At 51.0% G+C, this 26,364-nt stretch carries 26 protein-coding genes; 18 read left to right on the top strand and 8 right to left on the bottom strand.

Annotation, left to right across the window (positions count from 1 at the left end; genetic code table 11):
• The first annotated feature begins 24 nt into the window (after window positions 1-24).
• From pcnB to QMN38_RS13465, 12 genes are all read left to right on the top strand, one after another.
• Window positions 25-1,419, top strand: a complete 1,395-nt coding sequence (gene pcnB / locus QMN38_RS13520) for a polynucleotide adenylyltransferase PcnB (RefSeq protein WP_212734722.1) — start codon at window positions 25-27, stop codon at window positions 1,417-1,419.
• A gap of 51 nt (window positions 1,420-1,470) precedes the next feature.
• Window positions 1,471-1,962 carry a 2-amino-4-hydroxy-6-hydroxymethyldihydropteridine diphosphokinase gene (folK, locus tag QMN38_RS13515; protein WP_271450071.1) on the top strand — a complete coding sequence of 164 codons (492 nt, stop codon included), beginning with the start codon at window positions 1,471-1,473 and terminating at the stop codon, window positions 1,960-1,962.
• A gap of 120 nt (window positions 1,963-2,082) precedes the next feature.
• On the top strand, window positions 2,083-2,874 hold the full coding sequence (gene panB / locus QMN38_RS13510; protein WP_137383692.1) for a 3-methyl-2-oxobutanoate hydroxymethyltransferase: 792 nt from the start codon (window positions 2,083-2,085) through the stop codon (window positions 2,872-2,874).
• 125 nt (window positions 2,875-2,999) lie between these two features.
• On the top strand, window positions 3,000-3,854 hold the full coding sequence (panC, locus tag QMN38_RS13505) for a pantoate--beta-alanine ligase (RefSeq protein WP_323605211.1): 855 nt from the start codon (window positions 3,000-3,002) through the stop codon (window positions 3,852-3,854).
• Between the two features lie 96 nt (window positions 3,855-3,950).
• On the top strand, window positions 3,951-4,331 hold the full coding sequence (gene panD, locus QMN38_RS13500) for an aspartate 1-decarboxylase (protein ID WP_137383694.1): 381 nt from the start codon (window positions 3,951-3,953) through the stop codon (window positions 4,329-4,331).
• 282 nt (window positions 4,332-4,613) lie between these two features.
• On the top strand, window positions 4,614-5,198 hold the full coding sequence (locus QMN38_RS13495) for a fimbrial protein (protein ID WP_271455708.1): 585 nt from the start codon (window positions 4,614-4,616) through the stop codon (window positions 5,196-5,198).
• A gap of 60 nt (window positions 5,199-5,258) precedes the next feature.
• Window positions 5,259-5,981, top strand: coding sequence for a fimbrial chaperone (locus tag QMN38_RS13490; RefSeq protein WP_271442764.1), 723 nt, complete (start codon window positions 5,259-5,261; stop codon window positions 5,979-5,981).
• A 45-nt stretch (window positions 5,982-6,026) separates the two neighbouring features.
• On the top strand, window positions 6,027-8,582 hold the full coding sequence (locus QMN38_RS13485) for an outer membrane usher protein (protein WP_323605210.1): 2,556 nt from the start codon (window positions 6,027-6,029) through the stop codon (window positions 8,580-8,582).
• A gap of 25 nt (window positions 8,583-8,607) precedes the next feature.
• Complete coding sequence (locus tag QMN38_RS13480; RefSeq protein WP_323605209.1) at window positions 8,608-9,186, top strand: fimbrial protein; 579 nt, start codon at window positions 8,608-8,610, stop codon at window positions 9,184-9,186.
• Window positions 9,187-9,236: 50 nt separating this feature from the next.
• The gene (locus tag QMN38_RS13475) at window positions 9,237-9,767 is read left to right on the top strand and encodes a fimbrial protein (RefSeq protein WP_323605208.1); all 531 of its coding nucleotides are present in this window, start codon (window positions 9,237-9,239) and stop codon (window positions 9,765-9,767) included.
• A gap of 21 nt (window positions 9,768-9,788) precedes the next feature.
• A complete protein-coding gene (locus tag QMN38_RS13470; protein WP_323605207.1) occupies window positions 9,789-10,406 on the top strand; it encodes a fimbrial-like protein in 618 nt (205 codons plus the stop codon).
• 14 nt (window positions 10,407-10,420) lie between these two features.
• Window positions 10,421-11,506 (top strand): fimbrial protein, encoded by a 1,086-nt coding sequence (locus tag QMN38_RS13465; protein WP_323605206.1) that lies wholly within the window; start codon window positions 10,421-10,423, stop codon window positions 11,504-11,506.
• Window position 11,507: 1 nt separating this feature from the next.
• On the opposite strand, the gene QMN38_RS13460 is transcribed toward QMN38_RS13465, so the two are convergent.
• Both QMN38_RS13460 and QMN38_RS13455 read right to left on the bottom strand, forming a co-directional pair.
• On the bottom strand, window positions 11,508-12,737 hold the full coding sequence (locus QMN38_RS13460; protein ID WP_323605205.1) for a polysaccharide deacetylase family protein: 1,230 nt from the start codon (window positions 12,735-12,737) through the stop codon (window positions 11,508-11,510).
• A 61-nt stretch (window positions 12,738-12,798) separates the two neighbouring features.
• Window positions 12,799-13,239 (bottom strand): PTS sugar transporter subunit IIA, encoded by a 441-nt coding sequence (locus tag QMN38_RS13455; protein WP_271442765.1) that lies wholly within the window; start codon window positions 13,237-13,239, stop codon window positions 12,799-12,801.
• 383 nt (window positions 13,240-13,622) lie between these two features.
• Here QMN38_RS13455 and QMN38_RS13450 point away from each other — a divergent pair, with 383 nt between their 5' ends.
• The 4 genes from QMN38_RS13450 to QMN38_RS13435 are packed head-to-tail and all read left to right on the top strand — an operon-like array spanning window position 13,623 to window position 18,547.
• Window positions 13,623-14,150 carry a fimbrial protein gene (locus tag QMN38_RS13450; protein WP_271440526.1) on the top strand — a complete coding sequence of 176 codons (528 nt, stop codon included), beginning with the start codon at window positions 13,623-13,625 and terminating at the stop codon, window positions 14,148-14,150.
• A gap of 47 nt (window positions 14,151-14,197) precedes the next feature.
• Window positions 14,198-14,881 carry a fimbria/pilus periplasmic chaperone gene (locus QMN38_RS13445; protein WP_323605227.1) on the top strand — a complete coding sequence of 228 codons (684 nt, stop codon included), beginning with the start codon at window positions 14,198-14,200 and terminating at the stop codon, window positions 14,879-14,881.
• Window positions 14,882-14,902: 21 nt separating this feature from the next.
• Complete coding sequence (locus tag QMN38_RS13440; protein ID WP_323605204.1) at window positions 14,903-17,455, top strand: fimbrial outer membrane usher protein; 2,553 nt, start codon at window positions 14,903-14,905, stop codon at window positions 17,453-17,455.
• A 9-nt stretch (window positions 17,456-17,464) separates the two neighbouring features.
• A complete protein-coding gene (locus QMN38_RS13435; RefSeq protein WP_323605203.1) occupies window positions 17,465-18,547 on the top strand; it encodes a fimbrial protein in 1,083 nt (360 codons plus the stop codon).
• Window positions 18,548-18,577: 30 nt separating this feature from the next.
• Here the strand turns inward: QMN38_RS13435 and QMN38_RS13430 are convergent, their stop codons facing one another.
• On the bottom strand, window positions 18,578-19,348 hold the full coding sequence (locus tag QMN38_RS13430; protein WP_003829467.1) for an ABC transporter permease: 771 nt from the start codon (window positions 19,346-19,348) through the stop codon (window positions 18,578-18,580).
• A complete protein-coding gene (locus tag QMN38_RS13425) occupies window positions 19,345-20,271 on the bottom strand; it encodes an ABC transporter ATP-binding protein (RefSeq protein ID WP_271457093.1) in 927 nt (308 codons plus the stop codon). The genes QMN38_RS13430 and QMN38_RS13425 overlap by 4 nt, the downstream gene beginning before the upstream one ends.
• Before the next feature lie 108 nt (window positions 20,272-20,379).
• Between QMN38_RS13425 and can the strand changes: the two genes are divergently transcribed.
• A complete protein-coding gene (gene can / locus QMN38_RS13420) occupies window positions 20,380-21,042 on the top strand; it encodes a carbonate dehydratase (RefSeq protein WP_003018654.1) in 663 nt (220 codons plus the stop codon).
• Window positions 21,043-21,135: 93 nt separating this feature from the next.
• Here can and hpt read toward each other — a convergent pair whose 3' ends face one another.
• The 3 genes from hpt to cueO all read right to left on the bottom strand — a co-directional run bounded on the left by hpt (window position 21,136) and on the right by cueO (window position 25,380).
• Complete coding sequence (hpt, locus tag QMN38_RS13415; protein ID WP_003018658.1) at window positions 21,136-21,672, bottom strand: hypoxanthine phosphoribosyltransferase; 537 nt, start codon at window positions 21,670-21,672, stop codon at window positions 21,136-21,138.
• A 278-nt stretch (window positions 21,673-21,950) separates the two neighbouring features.
• Window positions 21,951-23,606, bottom strand: a complete 1,656-nt coding sequence (gene tcp / locus QMN38_RS13410) for a methyl-accepting chemotaxis citrate transducer (RefSeq protein ID WP_271440521.1) — start codon at window positions 23,604-23,606, stop codon at window positions 21,951-21,953.
• A gap of 154 nt (window positions 23,607-23,760) precedes the next feature.
• Window positions 23,761-25,380 (bottom strand): multicopper oxidase CueO, encoded by a 1,620-nt coding sequence (gene cueO / locus QMN38_RS13405; protein ID WP_323605202.1) that lies wholly within the window; start codon window positions 25,378-25,380, stop codon window positions 23,761-23,763.
• Between the two features lie 153 nt (window positions 25,381-25,533).
• On the opposite strand from cueO, the gene QMN38_RS13400 reads away from it, so the two are divergent.
• A complete protein-coding gene (locus tag QMN38_RS13400; protein ID WP_001295568.1) occupies window positions 25,534-25,881 on the top strand; it encodes a YacC family pilotin-like protein in 348 nt (115 codons plus the stop codon).
• A 104-nt stretch (window positions 25,882-25,985) separates the two neighbouring features.
• Here the strand turns inward: QMN38_RS13400 and yacL are convergent, their stop codons facing one another.
• Window positions 25,986-26,348 carry a protein YacL gene (gene yacL / locus QMN38_RS13395; protein ID WP_271440519.1) on the bottom strand — a complete coding sequence of 121 codons (363 nt, stop codon included), beginning with the start codon at window positions 26,346-26,348 and terminating at the stop codon, window positions 25,986-25,988.
• Window positions 26,349-26,364: the final 16 nt, after the last annotated feature.

The following is a 26,364-nucleotide window of genomic DNA, read 5'->3' as shown; positions in this document are numbered from 1 at the left end:
AGTTTGACACTACCGAGGTGCACTATTTTTACCCGAGTCGCTAATTTTTGCCGCAAGGTGCTAAGCCGCGAGGAGCGCGAGGCCGAGCTTGCCGTCGCCCGTCCGCATATGACGGTAATCCCGCGTGAGCAGCACTCTATCTCCCGCAAAGATATCAGTGAAAATGCCCTGAAGGTAATGTACAGGCTTAATAAGGCTGGATACGAGGCATGGCTGGTTGGCGGTGGCGTGCGCGACCTTTTGCTGGGCAAAAAACCGAAAGACTTTGATGTCACCACTAACGCGACACCGGATCAGGTACGGAAGTTGTTTCGCAACTGCCGTCTGGTTGGGCGTCGTTTCCGTCTGGCTCACGTCATGTTTGGCCCGGAAATTATCGAAGTCGCGACTTTTCGTGGTCATCATGAAGGCAGCGAAGCCGATCGTGCAACGTCACAGCGTGGACAAAACGGAATGCTGTTGCGCGACAACATCTTCGGTTCCATCGAAGAAGATGCCCAACGCCGCGATTTCACCATCAACAGCCTCTACTATAGCGTGGCTGATTTCACCGTTCGTGATTACGTGGGTGGAATGCAGGATCTGGAAGACGGCATCATCCGTCTGATTGGCAATCCTGAAACGCGCTATCGTGAAGATCCCGTGCGTATGCTGCGCGCGGTACGCTTTGCAGCCAAGCTTGATATGCGTATCAGCCCGGAAACCGCAGAGCCGATCCCACGCCTGGCAACACTGCTGAACGATATTCCTCCTGCACGCCTGTTTGAAGAAGCGCTCAAGCTGTTACAGGCAGGCTACGGTTATGAAACCTATAAAAAACTGCGTGAGTACAGCCTGTTCCAGCCGCTGTTCCCAACCATCACCCGCTATTTCACCGAAGACGGTGACAGCGCGATGGAACGCATCATTGCCCAGGTACTAAAGAATACCGACACCCGTATCCACAATGATATGCGCGTAAACCCGGCATTCTTGTTTGCAGCGATGTTCTGGTACCCGTTACTGGAAACCGCGCAGAAAATTGCCCAGGAAAGCGGTCTGGCCTATTACGACGCCTTCGCGCTGGCAATGAATGACGTGTTGGATGAAGCCTGTCGTTCACTGGCTATCCCGAAACGCCTGACGTCGCTCACCCGTGATATCTGGCAGCTTCAGTTACGCATGTCCCGTCGTCAGGGTAAGCGCGCCTGGAAGCTGATGGAGCATCCAAAATTCCGCGCTGCCTACGACTTGTTGGCCCTGCGTGCCGAAGTGGAAAATAACGCCGAGCTGCAGCGTCTGGCGCAGTGGTGGGGCGAATTCCAGGTGTCGGCTCCGCCAGAGCAAAAAGGCATGCTGAACGAGCTTGATGAAGAACCAGAACGTCGTCGTCATCGTCGTCCACGTAAGCGTGCGCCGCGCCGCGAAGGTTCCGCATGACCCATCACGTATACCCTACAAAATTCGAGGCGCATCAAGGCGGTGACACAGATGCAGCTTGAAAGACGACGGGTATATATCGCTCTCGGCAGTAATTTAGCCTCTCCTCTGGAGCAGGTGAATGCTGCCGTGCAAGCGATCGGTGAAATCCCGGACAGCCAAATTCTCGCCGTTTCTTCCTTTTACCGCACCCCGCCATTAGGCCCACAGGATCAGCCCGATTACCTGAATGCCGCCGTCGCGCTGGAAACCACCCTTGCAGCGGAAGAGTTACTTAATCACACTCAACGCATTGAGTTGCAGCAGGGCCGTGTGCGTAAAGCCGAGCGCTGGGGCCCGCGTACGCTGGACCTCGACATCATGCTGTTTGGTGATGAAGTGATTAATACCGAACGTCTGACCGTACCGCACTACGATATGAAAAACCGCGGCTTTATGCTGTGGCCACTTTTTGAAATCGCCCCTGAACTGACTTTCCCGGACGGAACCCGCCTGCATCAACACCTCTCCCAACTCGGTGCAGCAAAACCTGCACACTGGTAAAGTAATCCTTCCCCTTTAGCGTTTACTGCTTTCGCGCCAAACGATTGCTTAAATCAATTGCCCCCCTGAATGTGACTGCTAGAATGCCGTTAAATATGACTTTCACCATCAGGAAATGTTATGAAACCGACAACAATCTCATTGCTGCAAAAATACAAGCAAGAGAAGAAACGCTTCGCAACGATTACGGCCTACGACTACAGCTTCGCGAAACTCTTTGCCGACGAAGGTATCAATGTGATGCTGGTGGGTGATTCACTGGGGATGACGATTCAGGGTCATGACTCTACCCTGCCGGTCACTGTTGACGATATTGCCTACCATACTCGCACTGTGCGTCGCGGGGCACCCAACTGCCTGCTGCTTTCCGATCTCCCGTTTATGGCCTACGCTACGCCAGAACAAACCTTTGCAAACGCGGCGGTTGTGATGCGCGCGGGTGCCAATATGGTCAAGATTGAAGGCGGTGCATGGCTGGTCGATACGGTGAGAATGCTGACTGAACGCGCGGTTCCGGTTTGCGGCCATCTGGGTCTGACCCCGCAGTCAGTCAACATTTTTGGCGGCTATAAGGTGCAAGGCCGTGGTGATGCCGGGCAAACGCTGCTCGACGACGCACTGGCACTGGAAGCGGCTGGCGCTCAACTGCTGGTACTGGAATGCGTTCCCGTTGAACTGGCAAAACGCATCACCGAAGCGCTATCTATTCCGGTGATCGGCATCGGCGCGGGCAACGTCACCGACGGTCAGATTTTAGTGATGCACGATGCGTTTGGCATTACCGGCGGTCATATTCCAAAATTCGCGAAAAATTTCCTTGCCGAAGCGGGCGACATGCGCGCTGCGGTGCGGCAGTATATTGCTGAAGTGGAATCCGGCGTTTACCCGGGCGAAGAACATAGCTTCCACTAAATTTTCTGACGAGATGTAGGCCTGATAAGCGTAGCGCCATCAGGCGGTTCGGCGCACGTTGCCGGATGGCGGCGCAAACGGCTTCTCTGGCCTACAGACCCTCAGGCAACTAAAGGAGTCAAGGTGTGCTAATTATTGAAACCCTGCCGCTGCTGCGCCAGCATATTCGCCGTCTGCGCCAGGAAGGTAAACGTGTGGCGCTGGTTCCCACCATGGGCAATCTACACGACGGCCACATGAAGCTGGTCGATGAAGCAAAAGCCCAGGCCGAAGTGGTCATCGTCAGCATTTTCGTCAACCCAATGCAATTCGACCGACCGGAAGATCTGGTGCGCTATCCGCGCACGCTGCAGGAAGACTGTGAAAAGCTGAACAAACGTAAAGTCGATTATATCTTTGCTCCAGCCGTTGAGGAAATCTACCCACAGGGGCTGGAAGGCCAGACGTACGTTGATGTTCCCGGCCTCTCTACCATGTTGGAAGGCGCCAGCCGTCCGGGCCACTTCCGTGGCGTTTCGACCATCGTCAGCAAACTGTTCAACCTAATCCAGCCGGATGTTGCCTGCTTTGGCGAAAAAGATTTCCAGCAGTTAGCATTGATCCGCAAAATGGTTGCGGATATGGGTTATGACATTGAGATCGTCGGTGTGCCTATTATTCGCGCCAAAGACGGCTTAGCCCTTAGCTCACGTAACGGATATCTGACGGCAGAGCAGCGTAAAATCGCCCCCGGCTTGTACAAAGTGATGAACCGCATTGGCGAAAAATTACAGGCTGGCGAGCGCGATCTGGAAGAGATTATTGCTATTGCCGCGCAGGAGCTGAATGAAAAAGGTTTCCGTGCCGACGATATTCAGATCCGCGATGCCGACACACTGCTGGAACTGACTGAAAGCAGCCAACGCGCAGTGATTCTGGTCGCCGCATGGCTGGGCCAGGCACGGCTGATCGATAATCAAAGCGTTACATTAGCCCTGTAGACAGGGGTTAAAAATCGGGCAATACTGCCTGAGAAATTTCTCAAAGCGGGCCAGTTGTGCCTGCTTAGCCAAGGTAAACGACAGGGTATAGAAGTTATGATTCGCACCATGCTGCAAGGCAAGCTCCACCGCGTAAAAGTCACGCAGGCGGACCTGCATTACGAAGGCTCCTGCGCCATCGACCAGGATTTCCTTGATGCCTCCGGTATTCTGGAAAACGAAGCTATTGATATCTGGAACGTGACGAATGGAAAACGTTTCTCAACCTATGCGATTGCGGCTGAACGCGGCTCTAAAATCATCTCGGTGAACGGTGCGGCTGCACACTGTGCAGATGTCGGTGACATTGTGATTATCGCCAGCTTTGTCACTATGTCTGATGAGGAAGCCCGTACATGGCGCCCGAAAGTGGCTTATTTTGAAGGCGACAACGAAATGAAGCGTACCGCGAAAGCCATTCCGGTACAGGTTGCCTGATAGTAAATAGCCCCGAGATATTCATCGGGGCTATTTATAATAACCATCGACACAGCCAATAAAACACTTTATATATTACATTTAATTAATAACAAAACGAATAACACTAAAAGATTTAACATATCTCAACACAAATTTCAATCGTTCTATTCTAAAACCGTTTTTAATGATACTTAAATTTCTTTATTATTAATTAAATATAATATTATTAATTCCTAATACCCTTAGGACCCCCTTTAATCATTTATGGGGAAATTAATATTTTATATGGATATTATCAACATGAATAAGTTAACCATTGCCGCCGCATCAATTGTTATCGCACTGAGTTCAACATCTGCATTCGCAGACACCGATGTCGGTCTAATCACCTTTGATGGCGCCGTAACCGACACCACTTGCACGATCACCAGCAATAACGGTGTTGATGCTAACACCGTCACCATCAGCATGCCGGTTGTGAAAAGAGCCGATGTTGAAAAGACAACCATTGATACTGGCGTCGGTTCCAAAGAGTTCGAACTGCACTTCAGCGACTGCCCGACTGACCTAACCAAAGCCTCTGCCACTTTCACCTCCCATCAGTTCGCTGACCTGACTAATGGTACGTTGAAAGCCGACCCAAGCGTAAGCGGCCACGCGGAAAACGTAAACCTGGCGTTGTTCAATAACAGCACATCCGACACCGACCGTATTCAGGTTGGCCTGCCGGCAAACAACACACAGATCGCCACACTGACCGAGGGTGAAGGTGTTCTGGCGTTCCGCGTTGCTTATGTGCCAAGCGCTGACTGGGTTTCCGGTACCAACGATATCACTGCCGGTAAAGTAACCAGCAACGCTACTTTTACGATGACTTACGAGTAATCGTTACGTAATCGATTATGTGCCTGCCTTTGAGACAGGCACATTGTGAGGATCAATACTATGCACCGTTTTACCCGTCTTACCTCAGCCTCGCTTTTCTGTATAAGCGCAGCACTTTGTTCGTTTAATGCCAGCGCGGATATCGTCATATCCGGCACCCGCGTGATCTATCCACAGTCGTCCAAAGACGTTACCGTCAAAATGGAAAACCGTGGCAATAAGCCGTTGCTGGTACAGTCATGGTTGGATGACGGTCGCGATGAGGTCAACCCACAAGAGCTGAAGCTACCGTTTATCGTTACGCCGCCGGTATCCCGTGTCGATCCGTCCAAAGGGCAAACTGTGCGCATAACGTGGACACGGCAACCGCTGGCTCAGGACCGTGAGACCCTCTTTTGGTTTAACGTACTGGAAGTCCCCCCGAAGGCAAAAGACGCGGATAGTCAAAACGTACTGCAACTGGCCTTTCGTACCCGTATTAAAATGTTTTTCCGTCCGGATGGTTTACAGGGCGATCCGTCCATAGCCGCAGGTAATGTGAAATGGACCCAGCAAGGTAATGCATTAATCGCGAATAACAGCAGCCCTTATTTCGTTTCGATGTCCAGTGCCACCATCACGGTTAACGGTAAGAAAATAGCAGTGGACTCCCATACCCTCCCGCCATTCGCAAATGAAAATGTGCCGGTAAAAAATGCCGTTAGTATGGCAGGTGGAAACATAGAATATACCACTATCAATGATTTCGGCGGGACAGAAAAGCATCAGTCCACCATTAATTAATGTTCACGCTGAAGGATTTCAGCGAATTTAAAAGATAGGGAAATTATGTTTTTTCGTCGCTCATTATTGTGTACTGCTATATATATTGCACTATCGTCCTCAGTAATGGCTGAAGAAGCGTCTTCATCTTCAACAGATGAAGTTGAATTTAACGATCAGTTCTTATTCAATACGGGTACCAGTATTGACGTTAGTCGCTTTTCAAAAGGCAATCCGGTTCCACCGGGTACCTATAAAACGCAAATTATTTTGAACGGTAAGCCGAAAATGCTCACCGATTTCACCTTCAACGATAACGGCACACCTCGCGCAACCCCCTGCTTCACCGCCAAACTTCTCGCGCAAATTGGGGTTAAAACTGAAGGACTGAATCTTGAGTCTGCAACCTGCGTAGATTTTGCGCAACAATATCCGCAGTCTACATGGAATTATGATATCGGCACGCAAGAATTATCTCTGTCGATACCACAAATTTTCGTCCTCAGAAGCCCTAACGGCTATGTCGATCCTTCGCTGTGGCAAGACGGTATCCCAGTTGCGATGTTCTCTTATGATCTGAACAGTTGGCACACTGAAAGCGACGGCAACAAATCCGACTCTCTCTACGCTGGTCTTAAATACGGTGTAAATCTTGGTGCCTGGCACTTTCGCGCCCGAGGCAACGCTAACTGGAATCAGGACAGCGGCGGCGACTACACCAACCAGGATATTTATCTGCAACGCGATATTGCAGCGTTACGCTCGCAGTTTCTGGTTGGGGATTCATTCACCCGTGGTGATGCTTTTGACTCTTTCAGCCTGCGCGGCCTCCGTTTTTATAATGACGACCGAATGCTGCCCGGTGGAACATCAACCTATGCCCCTGAAATTCGCGGCGTCGCCAAAAGCAACGCCAAAGTCACTATCACGCAAAGTGGCAACAAGATTTATGAAACCACCGTGCCACCGGGGCCGTTTGCCATCACCGACCTCAGTACCACGGGTTACGGCAGCGATTTGGACGTCGCTATAGAAGAAGCCGACGGCAGCATTCGTACCTTCTCTGTCCCCTACTCCTCCGTTACGCAGATGCTGCGTCCTGGCTATGGGCGCTGGGATATTGGCGCTGGCGAGCTGCATGATAGCAACTTGAACGATAAGCCGAAGTTAGGTTACGCCACGGGTTATTACGGACTGAATAACATCTTTACCGGCTACGCTGGCGTGCAATATATGGACGTGGGCTATTATGCCGGGCTGCTGGGTGTCGCGACCAATACCCCCGTGGGCGCTTTCGCGCTTGATGTGACACATTCAAGCACGGCTATTGACGATCTGGACACCCTGACTGGTCAAAGCTACCGCGTTACCTGGAGCAAAATGATCGAAGAGTCTCGCACCTCTTTCAATATCGCGGCCTACCGTTTTTCGACCAAAAACTATATGTCACTGCGCGATGCTGCCACGTTAAGTGAGAACGTAAAACAAAACAGCGACAATTCAGAAAAGGAATTTAGCAATTTCCAGCGCATGAAGAATCAATTCCAGCTCAACGTCAGCCAACCGGTATCTTTTTTAGGTTCCAGCAATGGCAACGTGTATATCAGCGGTAGTTGGGAGGATTACTGGAACAAATCATCATCCACCTCACAGTACTCTGTCGGCTATAGCGACTCCTTCTCATGGGCCAGCTACAGCATTTCGGTTCAGCGTAGCTATAACGAATACGGCGATAAAGATGACAGCGTTTACCTGAACCTCAGTATTCCGCTGGAAAACTTGTTAGGTCGCAATAAAAAGCCGCTGGGGTTCTCAACGGTGAACATGAGTGTTAACAGCGATTTGAAATCAAACAACAGTTTCGCCACCAGCGCTAGCGGCAACTCTGACGACTATCGCTTTAGCTATAGCGTGAATACCACCTCCAGTCGAGGCGATGGTTCATCGATTAACCAACTGGGCGGCTACGGTACCTACAACGGACCGTGGGGACCATTAAGCGTGTCGGCCTCCGCCTCGGATGATAACAGCCGCCAGTACTCCGTAAGTTACAGCGGCGGCATGTTAGTACACCCTGGTGGATTGACGCTGGCCCCCAACAGTATCGGCGATACCGATACGCTGGCGCTGGTACACGCGCCTGGCGCCAAAGGTGCTCGCTTAATCAACGGCGACGGCAATATCGACCGCTTTGGCTACGCAGTCCAGCCTTATCTGTCTGCTTATCGGGAAAACAACGTCGGTCTCAATATCGACTCCATGGAAAACGATGTTGAGGTAAAAAACACCAGCACAGTTGTTGTTCCACGTAGCGGTGCCGTTGTGCAGGTCGATTTTGAAACTGATGAAGGGCGTTCGCTGCTGCTGGAACTGCTGCGCACCGACAACGGTTTTATCCCGCTCGGTGCCGACGTACAAAACGAGAAAGGCGAATCGATCGGGACCGTTGGGCAAGCCGGTATTGCCTATGTTCGCGGCGTTAACGATAGCGGCACGCTAAAGGTGATTTGGGGAAGTGGTATTGAAGGACGCTGCACCGTTAACTACCAGCTTACTGATGAAAACACCAACCAGAAAATTGGCCTTACCCGTCTATTGAGTAACCAACGTTGCCAGATGTAATGGCATTATTTTTACAGGGAATAAGATGAAAATAATGAAGCTAAAAAAACTCTACCTGCTGGGATGCAGCGGCCTGCTGTTTGCAACCGCATTCCCAGGTCAGGCGGCATCGCTGGATGTCACCTTCACCGCCACACTACGGGAAACCACCTGCGATATGGCGATTGAAGGCGGCAGCGGCGATGGCCAAAACAACACTATCCCTATTGGGACAGATGGCACCGTAGGTCTGGACAAAATCATCAACGGCGACAGCAGTGCGCAGACGACCTTTAAGCTGAAGATCACCGAGTGCCCGGCAAGCTTACAGTCACTAAAAACAACGGTATCGGGAACCCAATCAGCCGACTCCGATAAAATCATTGCCAATGGTGCGTCATCTGATGCAGCGACCAACCTTGGTGTTTCAATCGCCAGAGCATCCGCAACTGATGCGCCATTCACCATTAACTCAGCGAACGATAGCACCATGCTGGTATGGAGCAACGACGAAATCAGTAACAAAGAGGTCCCGTTAGTGGCAACGCTGGTTGAAACCTCTGCGGGGAAAGGGACGACAGGTGCCTTTAGTGCGCTTGCTACCTTCAACTTCACCTATGAATAATCATCAGAAAAGGAATATCTTGATGAAAAAAAATCGCTTTTCTGAGCGGCATGGCCGGCGCGTTACTTTTTTCGGCCTCCTCTTTTGCCGCCATTACCGGTACCAGCAGCGTTTCCGCGACGTTTACCTCAACGGTGACATCCGGTACCTGTACAGCACAAATTCAGGACACCAGCGGCAACCCTATCGACACCCTGGACTTCGGCGACGTCTTTAAATCAGACCTGGTCAACCAGAGCCGCAGCGAGCCGTTTAAAGTGGCCTTCACTAACTGCATGGGCGTGAAATCCGCCAGCTATCAGGTTGTTCCAGGCTCCGGTAGTAACTGCACAGGCCCCAATTCAGACGGTGACTCCTTCTCCGCCGGTAACGCTACAGGTTTTGAAGTCTGGCAAGGCGAGTCCGCCACCGGAACGTTGCTCAGTTGCAATACGAAACCCGCACAGTCTCTCACCATCAGCGACAGCACGCTGGATGTCGATTTTGCATCACGTATCGTCATTGCCAAAAGCAGAACGATTGCCAACGTCACAGCAGGTAACGTTAGCGCGCCAGTGACATTTGTTATCACCTATCAGTAAGCCACAAGGAGCAAAGCCGCCATGTCATATTGTATCCGTATTCTCTTGTCCTTAGGGAGAACGCTGTTGGTTGCGGGGGTGACTGGCGGGATATGTACTGCGCCCTGTTTTGCCGATGAGGGGGAAAGCAGTCTGGATGTCACGATCAAAGCGAACATCGTGGAGAACACCTGCCAGATCTCCCTTTCTGATAATGGAACGGTGCATTTACCCACCGTTTCCCGCCATTGGTTTTATAACGATGATGGCTCCACGCGTTTACAGCCTGGCGATGCCGCCAGCGGGACGCTTTTTAGCATCAATGTGGATAGCTGCGCAGGCGATGCCACCACGGTCAATACCATGACCTTTGGCTTCCAGCCGCAAAATGGCATCTGGCCAGCGCAAAGCCAGCAGGTATTTATCAATGAAACGCCTGCAGTCAGCGGTGGTGCAGAAAACGTCGGCGTGGTGATTTTCTCCACCAGCGATAATCGTAACGTCGTCAATAGCGATGGCACTTCTGCTGTGGCAATTGATGTCTCAACGGCGGCTAACTACCTGACCAGCTATGACTTTTACGCGCGCTATCAAAACACAGGGGTTGTGACCCCCGGAAAGGTCACCAGCCACGTACTGGTTGATGCTATCTATCAATAATCAAGGAAGATTGCATGCTTAAATATTTATTATGCCCGATAGCATTACTGGCTCTGAGTTTTCATGCCAATGCGAAAGAATGCCACCTTGCGGAAAATGGTAAATCGGGTACGATGGCGCTCAATGGCGGAGGCCCAAGCAACCCGATAACATTTCATTATGTCTCGGACGATATCACCACCTCCATCTATGAATTGACCTATTTTGACCCGACATTAGATCATGACCTCTGGACCTACTGTGATGCAGGGAGCCAAGGATATGGGTTCTATGCCAACACCAATGCCTCATCAACAACCATGTCAACCGATGGCAGAGCGCTCTATCCCACCAACGTCGATGGCATTTATTATGCGGTAAAAATGTACAGTAGCGGCGGCGGCGGAGGCTATTTCCCCTCAACGAATAATGGTTCATGGGTGTTGGTTGACGGCGGCAGCGAAAGCAAGTGGGACAGCCAGAACATGAAGGCGACGGTGACGCTCTATCAGGACACTGGCTTTCGCGGAAATATAAATGGCGTCACCGCCATTACGCCAAAAGATTCAAGAACGCTGGGGCAAATACGTATCGGCACCGCAGACTCTGATGACAATAACCCCTGGACCATTAACGTCACCCCCAGCAGTTTTCGCATTCCCGTAAAAGCCGCGACATGTGGCTCCCTGTCGGTCAATAGCGGCACTAACAATGTCGATTTTGGCGAGATAATGGTTTCAGAACTAAGGGAGAATTATTGGCCGAATAAGAACTTCACCTTCCAGGTGAAAAACTGCGTTAATACGGTATGGCTGCGCTTTAAGCTAACATCGACCCGCAGCACTACCAATAGTAATGGATATATACTGCTTAAAAATACGCTGAGTGGGAGTTCGGCGGCACAAGGTATTGGCGTTTATGTGCAAGCTAATATCCCGACACGCGATGGTGAACAGGCGTTTAAACCGGGAATGGAAATGTGGAGCCCGATGACTTCTGTCAGCAACGGGGCGTCATTCAATTTCCCCTTTTATTCGCAGATCTTCCGGCTTGAAGACGGCAGCGATCTTACGTTGGGTAATTTCAAAGCTATCGGCACGTTTACTGTCGACTATTTTTAGCTTACCCTTGCGGCTGGTTACTGATCAGCCGCGCCATCGTTTCCAGCGAATCCGTTCTTAAGATGTACAAACGCTTCAGTAAGAACGGATTATCTCCTGGCTTTACCTTCCCCCGCACCGTCGTCACCGCCATATGAAACCCGGCATCGCTCGCCGCTTTTACCGCCTTATCGTTATAACCGCCAAACGGATAAGAGAGATACAGCACATGCGGATTGAATTGCGAAAGCGCGCGGCGCGAACGTTCGAAATCAAACAGAATATTGTGATAGCTGCGACTTAGCAGCACCGGCTGGTTTTTAACACCAATACGATGCAAAAAATGGGTATGCGACTGGAAATCGAACACATCCCGCATTCCCTCAAGTTCCGAAACGCTCATAAATTGCAGCGATTTCGGGTCCCACTTCTGAGGGTGGCGCTTGATACGCGACGAAATGATAAACGCTGTCGCTTTCATCCCGTACTGCTTGAGGACAGGATAAGCATAACGGCTGACCGACTTCAGGCCATCGTCGAACGTCAGCACAACAGCCCGTGCTGGCAGATTCATTTTATTCTGCACGTAGCCTTCCAGTTGATACATCGTCAACGTTGTGTAACCGCGATCCCGTAGCCAGGCCATTTGGTTACTGAACGCACGCACAGAGGTGGTCGTGGAGGTGTGGCGAAAACGGGTATTCTCTTCATCACGCAGAATATGATGGTAGGTCAACACGGGAATACCGTGGTCTTCCTGTGCATCCAGCGCGCTGATATAAGCCAGCCTGCCACCAATGCGAATCTGAAACCAGGTCTGATTGAGTCGGTCTTTAAGCTTACTAATTATGGGATAGCGCAGGTTGTCCGTCAGTACGCCAAACGGAGCACTCCCAACATCCGGGGCATTATAAACGGGTGTGTCTTTCCAGGTTATCAGGCTTTGATTGCTGAGCGGTTTGTTGAGGTCACCTAAACCATCGTCAACTTTCTGCCGCCCCTGAACAGGCTCCAGATGTCCCTTATCGATAAACCCGGTACCGAAGCCAAAGGTGAATTCATAGTAGTCAGCGGCAATTGGCTCTACTGAGAGGATTTGGCCGGCACGAATATTCCCTACCGTCACCATTTTATTACCGATCTGTGCCCAAACAGCAGCCGCTTCGGTCGTTTGCATATAACGAGCTGGTAACGCCGCAGCAACGCTACCGGAGAACAGGAGCAACAAAACCAACAGAACGCGCATCACCATATAAGATAACCGAGGCGAGAAACTCCGATTATTGTAGCAAAATCGCTATCAATACCAATGATTAACACGCATACAAATCATGCAGCAATACGAAAGGCGGATTTTTCTGTTGTTGATGCCAGAGGCTCGAGACGTCAGGCCCACCAAGCGTCACGATACGGTCACGAAAGGCAGAACTGCTCAAAGATTCCCGCGACATTAGCATTTGCTCCAGCAATGCGTAGCTGATACCGGAAATAACTTCACACTGGGGATGCTTATGACTCATCAGCGAGGCGACACGGTACGGCGCAGCGCCAGCAATATCCGTCAGAAAGATGACGCCCTCACCGGAGTCTGTGGCATGCAAAGCATCGCACATCATACGGCTTAACATATTCGAACTGAGTCCACGCCAGAAGCTGACTGCCTGGCACTGTGCCTGTGGACCGTACTTTCTTTCCAGACGCTGCAGCATATCCTGTGCCTTATCGTCATGACAGGTAATTACCCAACCTAGCATCATCATCCCTCCTTTTGCTATAAACCATCCTGACACAGACAAACATGCTTGACAGTGATGGCGATCATCCTGGGTTAATTTATTTTTTTAACGCATGAAATAGCCATTCCCCTCATATTATTAATCGAATCATTAATAAAATTAAATACTTTATTAACAATACACACACTTAAAAACCATAAGGCATAATTGGCGCAAATAATAAATTAAACACCATTCAAATATAGCATGGGTTTATTCCTATTTTTTACCAGCCTCATATTCCAGCAAGCATTATATATTTACTTTAATATAGCAAAATAAGAAAATAAAAACGAAGCAAATGAATTAACACTCTTGATTAACACTGTGTTATTAATAATTAGTCTTAAAGGATTAAGCTCATGAACAAAAAAATGAAAACAATGGTTTTCGCTTCATTATTGATATCCACTTCTGCATTAGCCGATACCGCAAGCGATGGCACCGTCCACATCACAGGGACAATTCTGCAAAACGCCTGTACTGTCAAGACCAGCTCTATTGACGTCACGCTGAAAGACCAGTTTGCCTCCGTTTTTACCGCTGCCGGGCAAACGCAAAGTAATGAAGCCTTCACCATCGATCTGGAAAACTGCGATTCATCAATCTACGAAAATATCCAAACCCGTTTTGAAGGTACGCAGGACCCGTATGACACCAGCGTACTGGCAAACACGGGTGATGCAACCGGTGTAGGCGTGCAAATTCTGGATAGTGCCAATACTGCGCTGGCGTTGAATGATGAATCAGCATGGTCAACGAAATCTACGCTCACCAGCGGCCAGACCGAAATTTCCATGCCATTCTCTGCCCAGTTTATCTCAACCAGCGACACCGTAACGGCGGGCAGCGTTGACGCGACTGCAACCTTCTACCTGCAATACAACTAATCCATAGCGGCCAACGCGGGTTGGCCCTTTTGTTTGTTGAGGTCATGATGAATCCTTTGACGAAGGCAGTTCTTGCTGTCAGCCTTTTCGCCTGTCCTTTTGCTCATGCTGCAGGAATCAACATTGGTGCCACGCGCGTTATTTTTAACGGCGATGCAAAAGATGAGTCAATATCAATAAGCAATAATGACAACGTCCCATACTTAATTCAATCGTGGGTACAGTCAATTAGTGAAACGGGTAAAACAGGTGATGCACCTTTTATGGTAACCCCTCCACTATTTCGACTTGATGGTGGTAAAAGAAATGTTTTACGTGTTATTCGCACAGGTGGAAATATACCCAAAGACAGAGAGTCCCTTTATTGGTTAGATATCAAGTCCATTCCCGGAACTAATCCGGATGATAAAGGCAACAAACTTAAAATTGCGATTAAAGCGGAATTTAAACTGATTTACCGTCCCACGTCATTAAAGCAAACACCCGAAAAAGTGACCAATCAGCTGCAGTGGTCAAGAAGCGGCAGCATATTAACGGTCCGCAACCCAACGCCCTACTACATGAATTTCGGCGAAATAGCGGTCGGTGGCAGCAAACTGAAAGCACCGCGCTATGCACCGCCGTTTGGTAGCGCGCAGTACACATTGCAGTCGGGGGCGAGTGGTGTCATCACCTGGTCAATTATTAATGACTTTGGGGGGACGGGACCAATACATAAACAAGAGCAGTAAAAACACGGCCAAGGATGATTTATGGGCACGAGGAATGGACAATCTGTGCAGTTTTATCTCTCACGCAGTGCTCTTATGGTTGCGCTTCACTGCGCGCTGACGCATCAGGTTTGGGCCAGGGACTACTTCGATCCGGCATTTATTGAAAACCGCGGATCGCAACAGATCACAGCGGCAGATCTCTCCATATTTTCCACTGACCAAAGCCAGCTACCGGGTACTTATTACACCGATATTTTAATCAACAAGACATCACTGGGTTCGCGAAACGTTGATTATCAACAGGTCGCTCTACCCGATGGCCGCCAGGTATTACAGGGTTGTTTACTCACAGCGGAATTAAAAAGCGCAGGAGTAAAGACTGAACTTTTTCCCGCGTTGAATACCGCCAGGGGATGCGCCGATCTTTCACTGATCCCAGGTGCCAGCCAGCAGTTTGATTTTCAGGCACAGCAACTGTTTATTAGCATCCCGCAAATGTACATTGCCAGTAGCGCCCGAGGATACGTGCCGCCGGAAAAGTGGCAGGAGGGAATCCCAGCCCTGTTGCTCAACTACAATTTCAGCGGTTATCAGACCTTCGGAAAAAATCGCGATGTGGCGGATACCGACTCGCAATATCTGGCACTTCAGCCGGGTATTAATGTTGGACCATGGCGTTTTCGTAACTATACCAACTGGAACGCCAACACCAGCGATGGCAACACGCAGCAGAGCTGGAATACCGTATACAATTATCTTCAGCGCGACATTATTGCGCTGAAGAGTCAACTCACCCTCGGCGACAGCAACACGCCCACGGACATCTTCGACAGCCTTGCCTTTCGCGGTATACAGCTAGCATCAGACGATCAAATGCAACCGGACAGCCTACGTGGTTACGCGCCGACAATTCGCGGCATTGCCCGTTCGAACGCGCAGGTCACCGTGCGACAAAATGGCCGGGTTGCTTACCAGACCGCCGTCCCGCCTGGCGAGTTCGAAATTAACGACATGTTCCCCACCGGCAGCAACGGCGACTACGACGTGACGGTCAAGGAAGCCGACGGCAGCGAACAACACTTTATTGTCCCCTACGCTTCACTGCCTATTCTGCAGCGAACCGGGCACGCCAAATATAGCGTAACGGCAGGGAAGTACCGGGACGGCAGCAACCACACCGGCGATAGCTTCACCCAGGCAACCCTGCTCTATGGCCTTCCCTGGGGGATCACACTCTATGGCGGCGGACAGGTTGCCGGGAACACATACCAATCTGCCGCACTGGGGATCGGGCAGAATATGCAGATGCTCGGCGCTATCTCGCTGGACGGAACCTGGTCACATGCCCGGTTTGATGATGGTCACAAAGAAACTGGTCAATCCTGGCGCGTCCGCTATAGCAAAGGGGTAGTCAGTACAGGGACCACGCTTTCACTTGCCGGGTATCGCTACGCCAGCGAACACTACAACTCGCTTGAAGAAGTGCTGGACCCAGACGAGAGCTTCAACGATTACTATGGCAAGCGCCATAATCGTTTTGAAAGCTCATTAAATCAGCAACTTGGTGGAAAACTTGGGTCCTTCACACTGAGCTGGATAAAAGAAAACTATTGGCGCAGTGAACGTAAAATGGAATCACTGGGCGCAAGCTATAACAACCGTTTTGGCGCGGTGAGTTATACCCTGGGTTACAGCTATAACCGCAATACCTATCAGTCCAGCGCAACAGATAACGATCGGTATTATCAAAACGATCAACTGTTCACGCTCTCGGTAAGCGTACCTTTCGCGCTGCTCGATTCGCGCATGTACGCTAACTATATGCTCAGCACCCGTAAGCATGACGCTACCGTTAACAGCACCAGCCTGAGCGGTACTGCCCTTCGAGACGATAACCTGAACTGGTCCATACAGCAAAGCCACAGCACTACCGGCGGCGACTCCGGCGGGTTAAGCGCCAGCTATAAAGGAACGTATGCCAACGTGAACGCCGGTTATAGCCAGTCTCCCGACTCCCGGCAAGTCAGCTACGGTATTAGCGGCGGCATGCTGGCCCACGAAAATGGGCTAACGCTGAGCCAGCCGATTACCGGAGCGGCCGTGCTCATCAAAGCGCCCGGCGCGTCTAATGTCTCGGTTGTCAACCAGACTGGCGTTACGACCGACTTCCGCGGATATACGGTGATCCCGAACGTCACGCCTTACTATCGCTACGATATCGCGCTGGACAGCAGCACTTTTGCAGACAACGTTGATATCCCAATGAATAACCAGACCGTCTACCCGACACGCAATGCCATCGTGCGTGCTGATTACGACGCGCGCAAAGGCTACCGGGCACTCATCACGCTTCTGCGCGCGAACGCAAGCGCGGTGCCCTTTGGCGCGACAGTCAGCCTTACGCAACAAAACGAGAGTCTGGCCAATATTGTCGCTGATAAAGGACAGGTGTTCTTGAGCGGGCTGCCAGAGGAAGGCGTGCTTGTCGTGAGATGGGGAAACAGTGCGAATGAAACCTGCCGCGCCAGCTACCACCTCGACCCGCAAAAAAATCTCAATGGCATTGTGACAAGCCAGGCTCAGTGCCAATAAAGGAATACGATGAACCTGAAAGAATTGAAGTATTGTGCACTACTGTTAGTCGCGCTTTCCGGATGCGCCAGGGCCGAAGACTTTGGCAACGGTACAGGATGGTGCGAATCGACAAGCGGCACCCGAAATTATCCGTTTGATGTCAATCAGACGATCGACAGCACAGACAACAACCAGCGGGGGACGATTATTGAATCGAATTGGTCCGGCAGCGCTACCTACAACGCCGTATGTGATTGCGATAATACTGATTATCGGGGCTATAACTACTTTACCGCCACAACCGGTGACCTGACGCAAAAAGGTACCTACAGTGAGAGCCGCTACTACGGCTATATGTATTATTACGTACTGGTCGCGGGAAAGCTGGAGATCGGCTCTGAAACCTACATCGCTGGCAAACTCGGGCAATTTGTCCCCGTGCCTTTTTCCGCCGTCAGCAATCTTGACGCAACAGGAGGTGGCTGTCCAGGGGCAGAGATGAGGGCGATGACAGCAGGAAACCGCGGCAGGGTCAGGATCTACATTACCCATCCGTTGGTCGGTGAGATAATCATCCCAGAAACCACCATCGTGAACCTGTATCTATCGAAATCCGCCACCGGCGGCGGCGATAACGTACCGCCAGGCGTGCCGCCGGTCGCGCGCGTCACGCTCTCTGGCACGATCACCGTTCCTCAGTCTTGCTCTATAAACGCCGGACAGATTATCGAAGTGAAGCTACCGGATATTCAGGGAAAAGATATCCGCAACCTTGGCGACAGCCCGCAGGAATCTCATGTCACAACCCGCGTCAACTTAACCTGCAGCAACGTTGCCAATGGCACCAATCTCTCGCTGTCATTAGCAGGCACTAACGATCCGCATAACAACGACTATTTGCAAACCGATAATGAGAATATTGGAATTCGTATTTCTGACAAAGAGGACAATACCATCGTGCCGAACGGCAGCACGGAATTGCCCGTCGATGATTATCAGGATGGCAGTGGCAGTTCGACATTTACCACCGCTCCGGTAAATACCACCGGCAAAACGCCACATACCGGACAATATCAGGCAACGGCCACACTGGAAGTACAAATTCGCTAAAAAAAGGCGACTCACGTCGCCTTTTAACATTTAGCTGCGCAGCCCGCGCCCGCGCTGAATCAGATACCAGCACAGTAAATAAAATGCGGCGATAAACACCACCAGCACACCGAAGGTCGTCACCAGCGGCACATCGTGAATGCCGAGGAAGCCGTAGCGGAATCCGCTAATCATGTAGACAATCGGGTTCAGGTGCGACAGTCCCTGCCAGAATGGCGGCAGCAGCGTTAACGAATAGAAAACGCCCCCCAGATAGGTCAGCGGCGTTAACACGAAGGTCGGGATCAGACTGATATCGTCAAAGGTTTTGGCAAAAACCGCGTTCAGCAAGCCCGCCAGCGAAAACAGTACCGCCGTTAGCACCAGCGTCAGCGCCACGAAGACCCAGGAGTGCACCTGGAACGGAACAAAGAACAGAGAGATAGCTGTGACCAGAATGCCCACACACAGACCGCGAGCCACACCACCGCCGACAAAACCGGCGATGATAACGTGCGTCGGTACCGGTGCAACCAACAGTTCCTCAATGTTGCGCTGAAACTTGGCGCTAAAGAACGACGACGCCACATTGGCGTACGAGTTGGTAATCACCGCCATCATGATAAGCCCCGGCACGATAAACTGCATGTAGCTAAAGCCGTGCATTTCACCGATCCGTGAGCCAATCAAATTACCAAAGATAATAAAATAGAGCGTCATGGTGATGACAGGCGGCACCAGGGTTTGCACCCAGATACGCATAAAGCGGTGGATCTCTTTCGCCCAGATGCTTTTCAGCGCGACCCAGTAAAGCTGCATCATGCGCGATCTCCTTGTTTTTCATGAACCAGAGAAACAAACAACTCTTCCAGCCGGTTCGCCTTGTTCCGCATACTCAATACCTGAATACCCTGAGCGCTCAGCTGCGAGAACACGCTGTTCACCCCCTGCTCGCGCAGAACTTCAACTTCCAGCGTTGAGGTATCAACCAGGCGATATTGATAGCCTTCCAGCTTAGGTAGTGGGCTTTTCGCCGCCAGATCGAGAATAAACGTCTCAGATTTGAGCTTGGAGAGCAGATTCTTCATCGAGGTATTTTCTACCAGCTCACCGTGCTGAATAATGCCGATGTTCCGGCACAGCATTTCCGCTTCTTCGAGGTAGTGGGTGGTTAGAATAATCGTCGTACCTTTATCGTTTAAATCCTTCAAAAAGCCCCACATTGAGCGGCGTAATTCAATATCAACACCGGCAGTAGGTTCATCGAGGATAAGCAACTTTGGCTCATGCATCAGCGCGCGGGCAATCATCAGGCGGCGCTTCATCCCGCCGGACAGCATACGAGCACGCTCGTTGCGTTTTTCCCACAGGTCGAGCTGTTTTAGATAAATTTCACTGCGCTTAATCGCCTCTTTATGCTCAACGCCGTAATAACCCGCCTGATTCACCACGATCTGTTGCACGGTTTCAAACGGGTTAAAGTTGAACTCCTGCGGCACCAGCCCAAGCTGGCGCTTGGCATTAACCGTATCTTTATCAAGATCGAACCCGAAGACGCTAACCCGACCGGAGGTTTTATTCACCAGCGAGCTGATAATGCCGATGGTAGTGGACTTTCCCGCGCCATTGGGACCTAGCAGCGCATAGAAATCACCCGCTTCGACTTGCAAATCTATGCCACGCAACGCCTGAACGCCACCGGGATAGGTTTTTTTAAGTTTTTGAAGTTCCAGAGCAATGGTCATGGTTTTTTACTTACCTTACGTTCTGACATTTTATATATAGTTTAAATAATGCTGGAGTTACCCTATATTAGCCCATCGAATTTATCTGGCTTCGGGTTGTACAACTCCATGAAAGACATAGATACACTTATCAGCAACAATGCACTATGGTCAAAGATGCTGGTAGAAGAGGATCCCGGGTTTTTTGAAACGCTGACACATGCACAAAATCCGCGTTTTCTATGGATTGGATGTTCCGACAGTCGCGTTCCCGCTGAACGTTTAACCGGTCTTGAACCGGGTGAACTGTTTGTTCACCGTAATGTTGCTAATCTGGTTATTCACACCGACCTGAACTGTCTCTCAGTGGTTCAGTATGCGGTGGATGTGCTGGAAGTGGAACACATTATTATTTGTGGCCACTATGGATGCGGCGGTGTCCAGGCAGCCATTGAAAATAAAGAACAGGGGCTGATTGATAACTGGTTGCTGCATATTCGCGATATCTGGTTTAAACACAGCTCACTGCTGGGCGAAATGCCGCAGGAACGTCGCATGGACACCCTGTGCGAACTGAATGTCATGGAGCAGGTCTATAACCTGGGCCATTCGACAATCATGCGTTCAGCCTGGAAACGCGGTCAGAAAGTGACGATTCACGGATGGGCTTACGGTATTCATGATGGCCTGCTGCGCGATCTGGACGTCACGGCCACCAGCCGCGAAACGCTGGAACAACGCTACCGACAGGGGTTGTCGAACCTCAGCCAGAAGCACAGCAACCATAAGTAAGGCGATACTGCCGGGTGGCGGTGACGCCTTATCAGGCCTACAAATCAGCGCTGTAGGCCTGATAAGCGAAGCGCCATCAGGCGCTCCAGCCAATTACTCGTCCAGCAACACCACTTTGCCAACATACGGCAGATGGCGATAACGTTGTGCATAGTCAATGCCGTAGCCAACAACGAACTCATCTGGAATGGAGAAACCGATAAACTCGACCGGTACATTCACTTCACGGCGAGAAGGTTTATCCAGCAACGTACAAATCGCCAGAGATTTAGGTTCACGCAGACTCAGGATTTCACGCACTTTAGACAGCGTGTTGCCGGAGTCGATGATGTCTTCAACAATCAGCACGTCTTTGCCACGAATGTCTTCATCCAGGTCTTTGAGGATTTTAACATCACGTGTGGTGGACATTCCGCTGCCGTAGCTGGAGGCGGTCATGAAATCGACTTCGTGGGAGACATGCACTTCGCGGCACAGGTCAGCCATAAACATAAATGAACCGCGTAACAGGCCTACCAGCACCATATCACTGCCGCTGTCCTTGTAACGCTCGTTAATCTGACGCCCCAATTCGGCAATACGCGCTTTGATCTCCGCTTCCGGGATCATGACTTCTACAGTATGTTTCATAAAAGAAATAACTCACTGATTTTTATCAGTTAACACATCATGCAAATCGAAAGAAAGCGCTTACCTTGATACACCGACAGAGAGGCGGTGGCTCGCACTAACCACAAAACTTGCGACAGCATACAAACAATTCAGTGGGTGAAGTATACCAGCAAAGAGACCGCATTCCTCTGATAGTTACTCAGAGAACCTGCGCACGCATTTTAACGCGCGCTGAATACACAAAAGCCGGGCAACGAACCCGGCTTTTAGCGTGAACAAAATCGGACTTTTTCAGGTCAGAACGTTTCCCAATGTTGATCCTGGGTAGTAGAGACAACGCGATCCTGGCGCGGAGCGTCCTGCGATGGTTTTCGTGCCCCGCTTACCGCCTTCTCACGGGTAATGCGAAATACCGCAACAGCCTGCCGCAACTGCTCGGCCTGTTGCTCCAGTGAGGCCGCCGCCGCCGCAGACTCCTCCACCAGCGCGGCGTTTTGCTGGGTAACACTGTCCATCTGCGAAACCGCGAGGCTAACCTGTTCAATCCCCCGACTCTGCTCTTCAGAAGCAGACGCAATTTCGCCCATGATATCGGTCACACGGGTCACCGCCGCGACAATTTCAGCCATGGTTTTACCGGCATCCGAAACCTGCTGCGATCCCATGCCGACACAGTGAGTTGAATTATCAATCAGCGCTTTGATCTCTTTTGCTGCCTGGGCACTACGGCTTGCCAGAGTCCGGACTTCACCGGCTACGACCGCAAATCCGCGCCCCTGTTCTCCTGCTCTGGCCGCTTCTACTGCGGCGTTCAGCGCCAGAATGTTGGTCTGGAATGCAATACTGTCGATAACGTTCGTGATCTGCGCGATTTGCTGCGAGCTGTCCGCTATTTCACTCATCGTATGAACAACGGTATCAACAACACGCCCCCCGCGAGCGGCAGTATCAGAGGCGTTTTTCGCCAATTGGGTCGCCTGTTTCGCATTGTCCGTATTCTGCTTCACTGTCGCAGTCAACTGCTCCATGCTGGCGGCAGTTTCCTCAAGCGAGGCCGCCTGCTGCTCAGTGCGCGAAGAAAGGTCGTTGTTGCCCGAGGATATTTCAGCGGCCCCGGTATGAATTGACTCCGAGCTATTGCGTACGGCAGTGACTGTCGAAATCAGCGACTGTTGCATCTCTTCCAACCCCATCGCCAGTCGGCCCATTTCGTTGCGACCTTCAACATTAAGCTTATGGGTTAAATCTCCACCGGTAATGACGCGAATATGCTCCATAATCTGCGCCAGCGGCTTCAGCAGGATGTGTTGCAACCCGCTCCAGATCATGCCCAGAACGATCAGCACAACCAGAACGATGCCTCCCAGCGTCCACTGCATACGGGAAAAACTGAGCTGATTCTCCGCAGCAGCGTGCTGCAGCAGCGCATTATTCTCGTTTCGCCAGTGGTCATAGCTCGCTTCCATTTCATCCTGCGCTTTCTGGGCATCAAGATCGCCATAGGCCTGATAGTTATTCGCTCGCAGATACTCAATCGATAATTTCATGACTTCGTGCATCTGGCGATATTGCTTTTCCATTTCACTGGCGATCTGCGGATCTTGCCCTGTAACCTGTGGTAATCCCTGATACCGGGCGAAATAACCTTCCGCCTTCTTCATTGAATCACTGGCGGTATTGAGCAGCGTGTTGATCGCGGCTAAAGAAGCAGGATCGCTCTGATTTTTTAAAAAGCGGATGGCGACGCGTGTCACCGTAACACGGGTTTTAATCAACGTATTGACGCTGTCACTCAGATTTTCTTGCTGAGCGTTGAGGGTGCCTGAGTTCTGGAAATTCTGCCTATCATTGTTTACCGCAGAATAAAACAGGCTTCCCGTAACGGCCTGCAGTAAACAGAAAATGGCGAGAACCAGCAGGATACCGGTAATAACACGAATATTTTTAATCACGTTTTTTCATCCATTGAACTCACATTGGGTACATGATGATTATCGGCCCCAAAGGCGATTACTTTATGTTCAATGGCAGAATATGCAGGGGATGCGCCATACCCGGCCGACAAGAAATATCCTGTAGGCCGGGTAAGCGAAGAGACGTCGTTGTTTAAACCGTAAAACCGAGCATCATGCCGGTGTCTTCGTGCTCCAGCAGATGGCAGTGCGCCATATAGGCATGTTCTTTCGGCGCGTCGTGGTCAAACTTCACCAGCACCTCACTGACGCCACCTTCAACACGCACGGTGTCCTTCCAGCCTGCGCGATGCGTGGCCGGCGCTTTGCCATTCTCAGAGAGGATGCGGAACTGCGTGCCGTGAATATGGAACGGATGCAGCATCATGTCACCCTGACCGGAAATGACCCAGCGTTCATGCTGGCCTTTCGCCGCAGCAAACATCGGTTTATTCATATCAAAGGGCAGGCCATTAATCCGATTGGCGTTATGGAAATCAAACGACCCGCCATGTTTCATATTGCTCATATCACCCTGTTTCATGCTGTCCATATTGCCGTGATTCATATTGCCGTGGCTCATGTTACCGTGACTCATGTTGCTGCTGTTCATATGGCCCATCATTTGCCCGTGATCCATCCCGGCCATCGCCTGATCGCCATACTTTTGCATCAGCATCTGCATGCCCATCATGTCGAGCATCGGGTCCATCGACAATTGCAGTTTACGCACCGTCAGTCCATCCAGAGAAGGCAGCGCTGGCAGGGTGGTCAGCGTATCCGGCAGCGTCCCGGAAGCGGTAATAAGCAGCGGTTGAATACGCATCACCGGATGTGGTTTATCAAATGGCGCGATCGCCATCCCCATCTGGCTCACCGGCAGAGTGACCAAATCAAAGGCTTTTCCGTCGCTCACATCCACCAATACTTCAAAACGCTCACCCATCAGCATCGGCAGTTCGGTCACTTTTACCGGCTCAGCTAACAATCCACCATCACTGGCAATCACATACAGGGGACGGTTATCGCTGGCCGCGATATTAAGCGAGCGTGCGTTACAGCCATTCAGCAGACGCAGGCGCAACCAGCCGCGTGGTGCGGCATGTTGTGGGTAAATCGCCCCATTGGTTAGCAGCGTATCGCCAAACCAACCGACGGCGGCGGTCATCATATCCAACTGGTAATTAATTTGTCCGTCAGCGGAAAACTGTTTGTCCTGAATAATCACCGGCACATCGTCGATACCCCACTGCTTCGGTAGCAGTAGTTTGCGGATCTCGTCATCTTCAATCAGCACCAGTCCTGCCAGGCCCATCGCAACCTGACGTCCGGTTTTCCCGTGTTGATGTGGATGGAACCAACAGGTTGCTGCCCGTTGCGCAGGGGTAAAGGTCACTGAACGCTTCCCACCCGCCGGAATAACGCCTTGCGGCCCGCCATCGACTTCACCGGGGATTTCCAGCCCATGCCAGTGCAGCGTCGTCTCTTCGGCCAGTTGATTATGGATATCCACACTCACCGCCTGACCTTTATTCAGTTTTACCGCGGGTCCGAGCACGTTACCGTTATATCCCCAGGTGGTGGCGGTTTTCCCCGCAAACGTCGACTGCCCAGCTTTCACAATCAGCTGTATGCGATTAGAAGCATCCGCAGTTAACAGGTCAGGAATGGGTAACGCAGGACGGTCAGCCGCAAAAACGGTGCGGCTCCACAAAGGTAAAGCTGACGCGACGCTCAGCGCCACGGAGTACTTTAAAAAGTCACGACGTTGCATATTCATTTCCTTATATTCAGCAGCTTAAGCAGGCTATCTTTTAAGCATAAGCCCTCCCCTTACGGGAAGGTCAAGTGAACGGCTGATAATAAAGGTCGTCGCTTCGCTCTCAGTATGCTAACGTTTAATTTCCGTGATGCAGTGGTAGAAGCAATGAAGACGTTTTTCAGAACAGTTTTGTTCGGCAGCCTGATGGCAGTATGCGCAAATAGCTACGCGCTTAGTGAATCCGAAGCCGAAGATATGGCCGATTTAACGGCGGTTTTTGTTTTTCTGAAAAATGACTGTGGCTACCAGAATTTGCCCAACGGGCAGATACGTCGCGCACTGGTCTTTTTTGCCCAACAGAACCAGTGGGACCTCAGTAATTACGATACCTTCGATATGAAAGCACTCGGTGAAGACAGCTATCGCGATTTGAGCGGTATTGGTATTCCGGTCGCGAAAAAATGCAAAGCGCTGGCGCGCGACTCCTTAAGTCTGTTGGCTTACGTCAAATAAGACACCTTGCCCGATGGCGCTACGCTTATCGGGCCTACGAACCAGGAATGACATCGTTGTGCCAGGCCGGGTAGCACAGCGCCCCCGGCAGAGGCGAGAGCGAATTAACGCTGTTGCACAAATTCACGATACGCGGCAACCACCTGCAAGAAATCTTCAACGCCGCACAAAGATAAACTCTCTTCGTCGTAGTAATTCATTCCTTCTTCCATTTCATCGCCCGTGAACTCCAGTTGATTGGCGCGAACCATAACCTCTTCGCCATCCAGCCAGAGCGTGTATTCATGCCCTGCTCGCTGCCAGGAACGTTCACTGCCTTTTACCGCACGCGCTGCCTGTTCCACTTCATCAAGCAAGGCCATGTTCTCTTTCACTTCTTCATTAAACCAGTGCCCCACGACTTCATGGCCCATGGACATACGCACTAAAACCCGCCCGGTAACATCGCGCAGAAATTCGTAATCCATAATGTCTTCCTCTGCT

The sequence above is a fragment of the Citrobacter sp. R-1.5.2 genome (genome assembly GCF_035064245.1).
Taxonomy (GTDB): Bacteria; Pseudomonadota; Gammaproteobacteria; order Enterobacterales; family Enterobacteriaceae; genus Citrobacter.
Note: the sequence above shows the minus strand (reverse complement) of the source record. Positions and strands in the feature narration are given on the sequence as shown.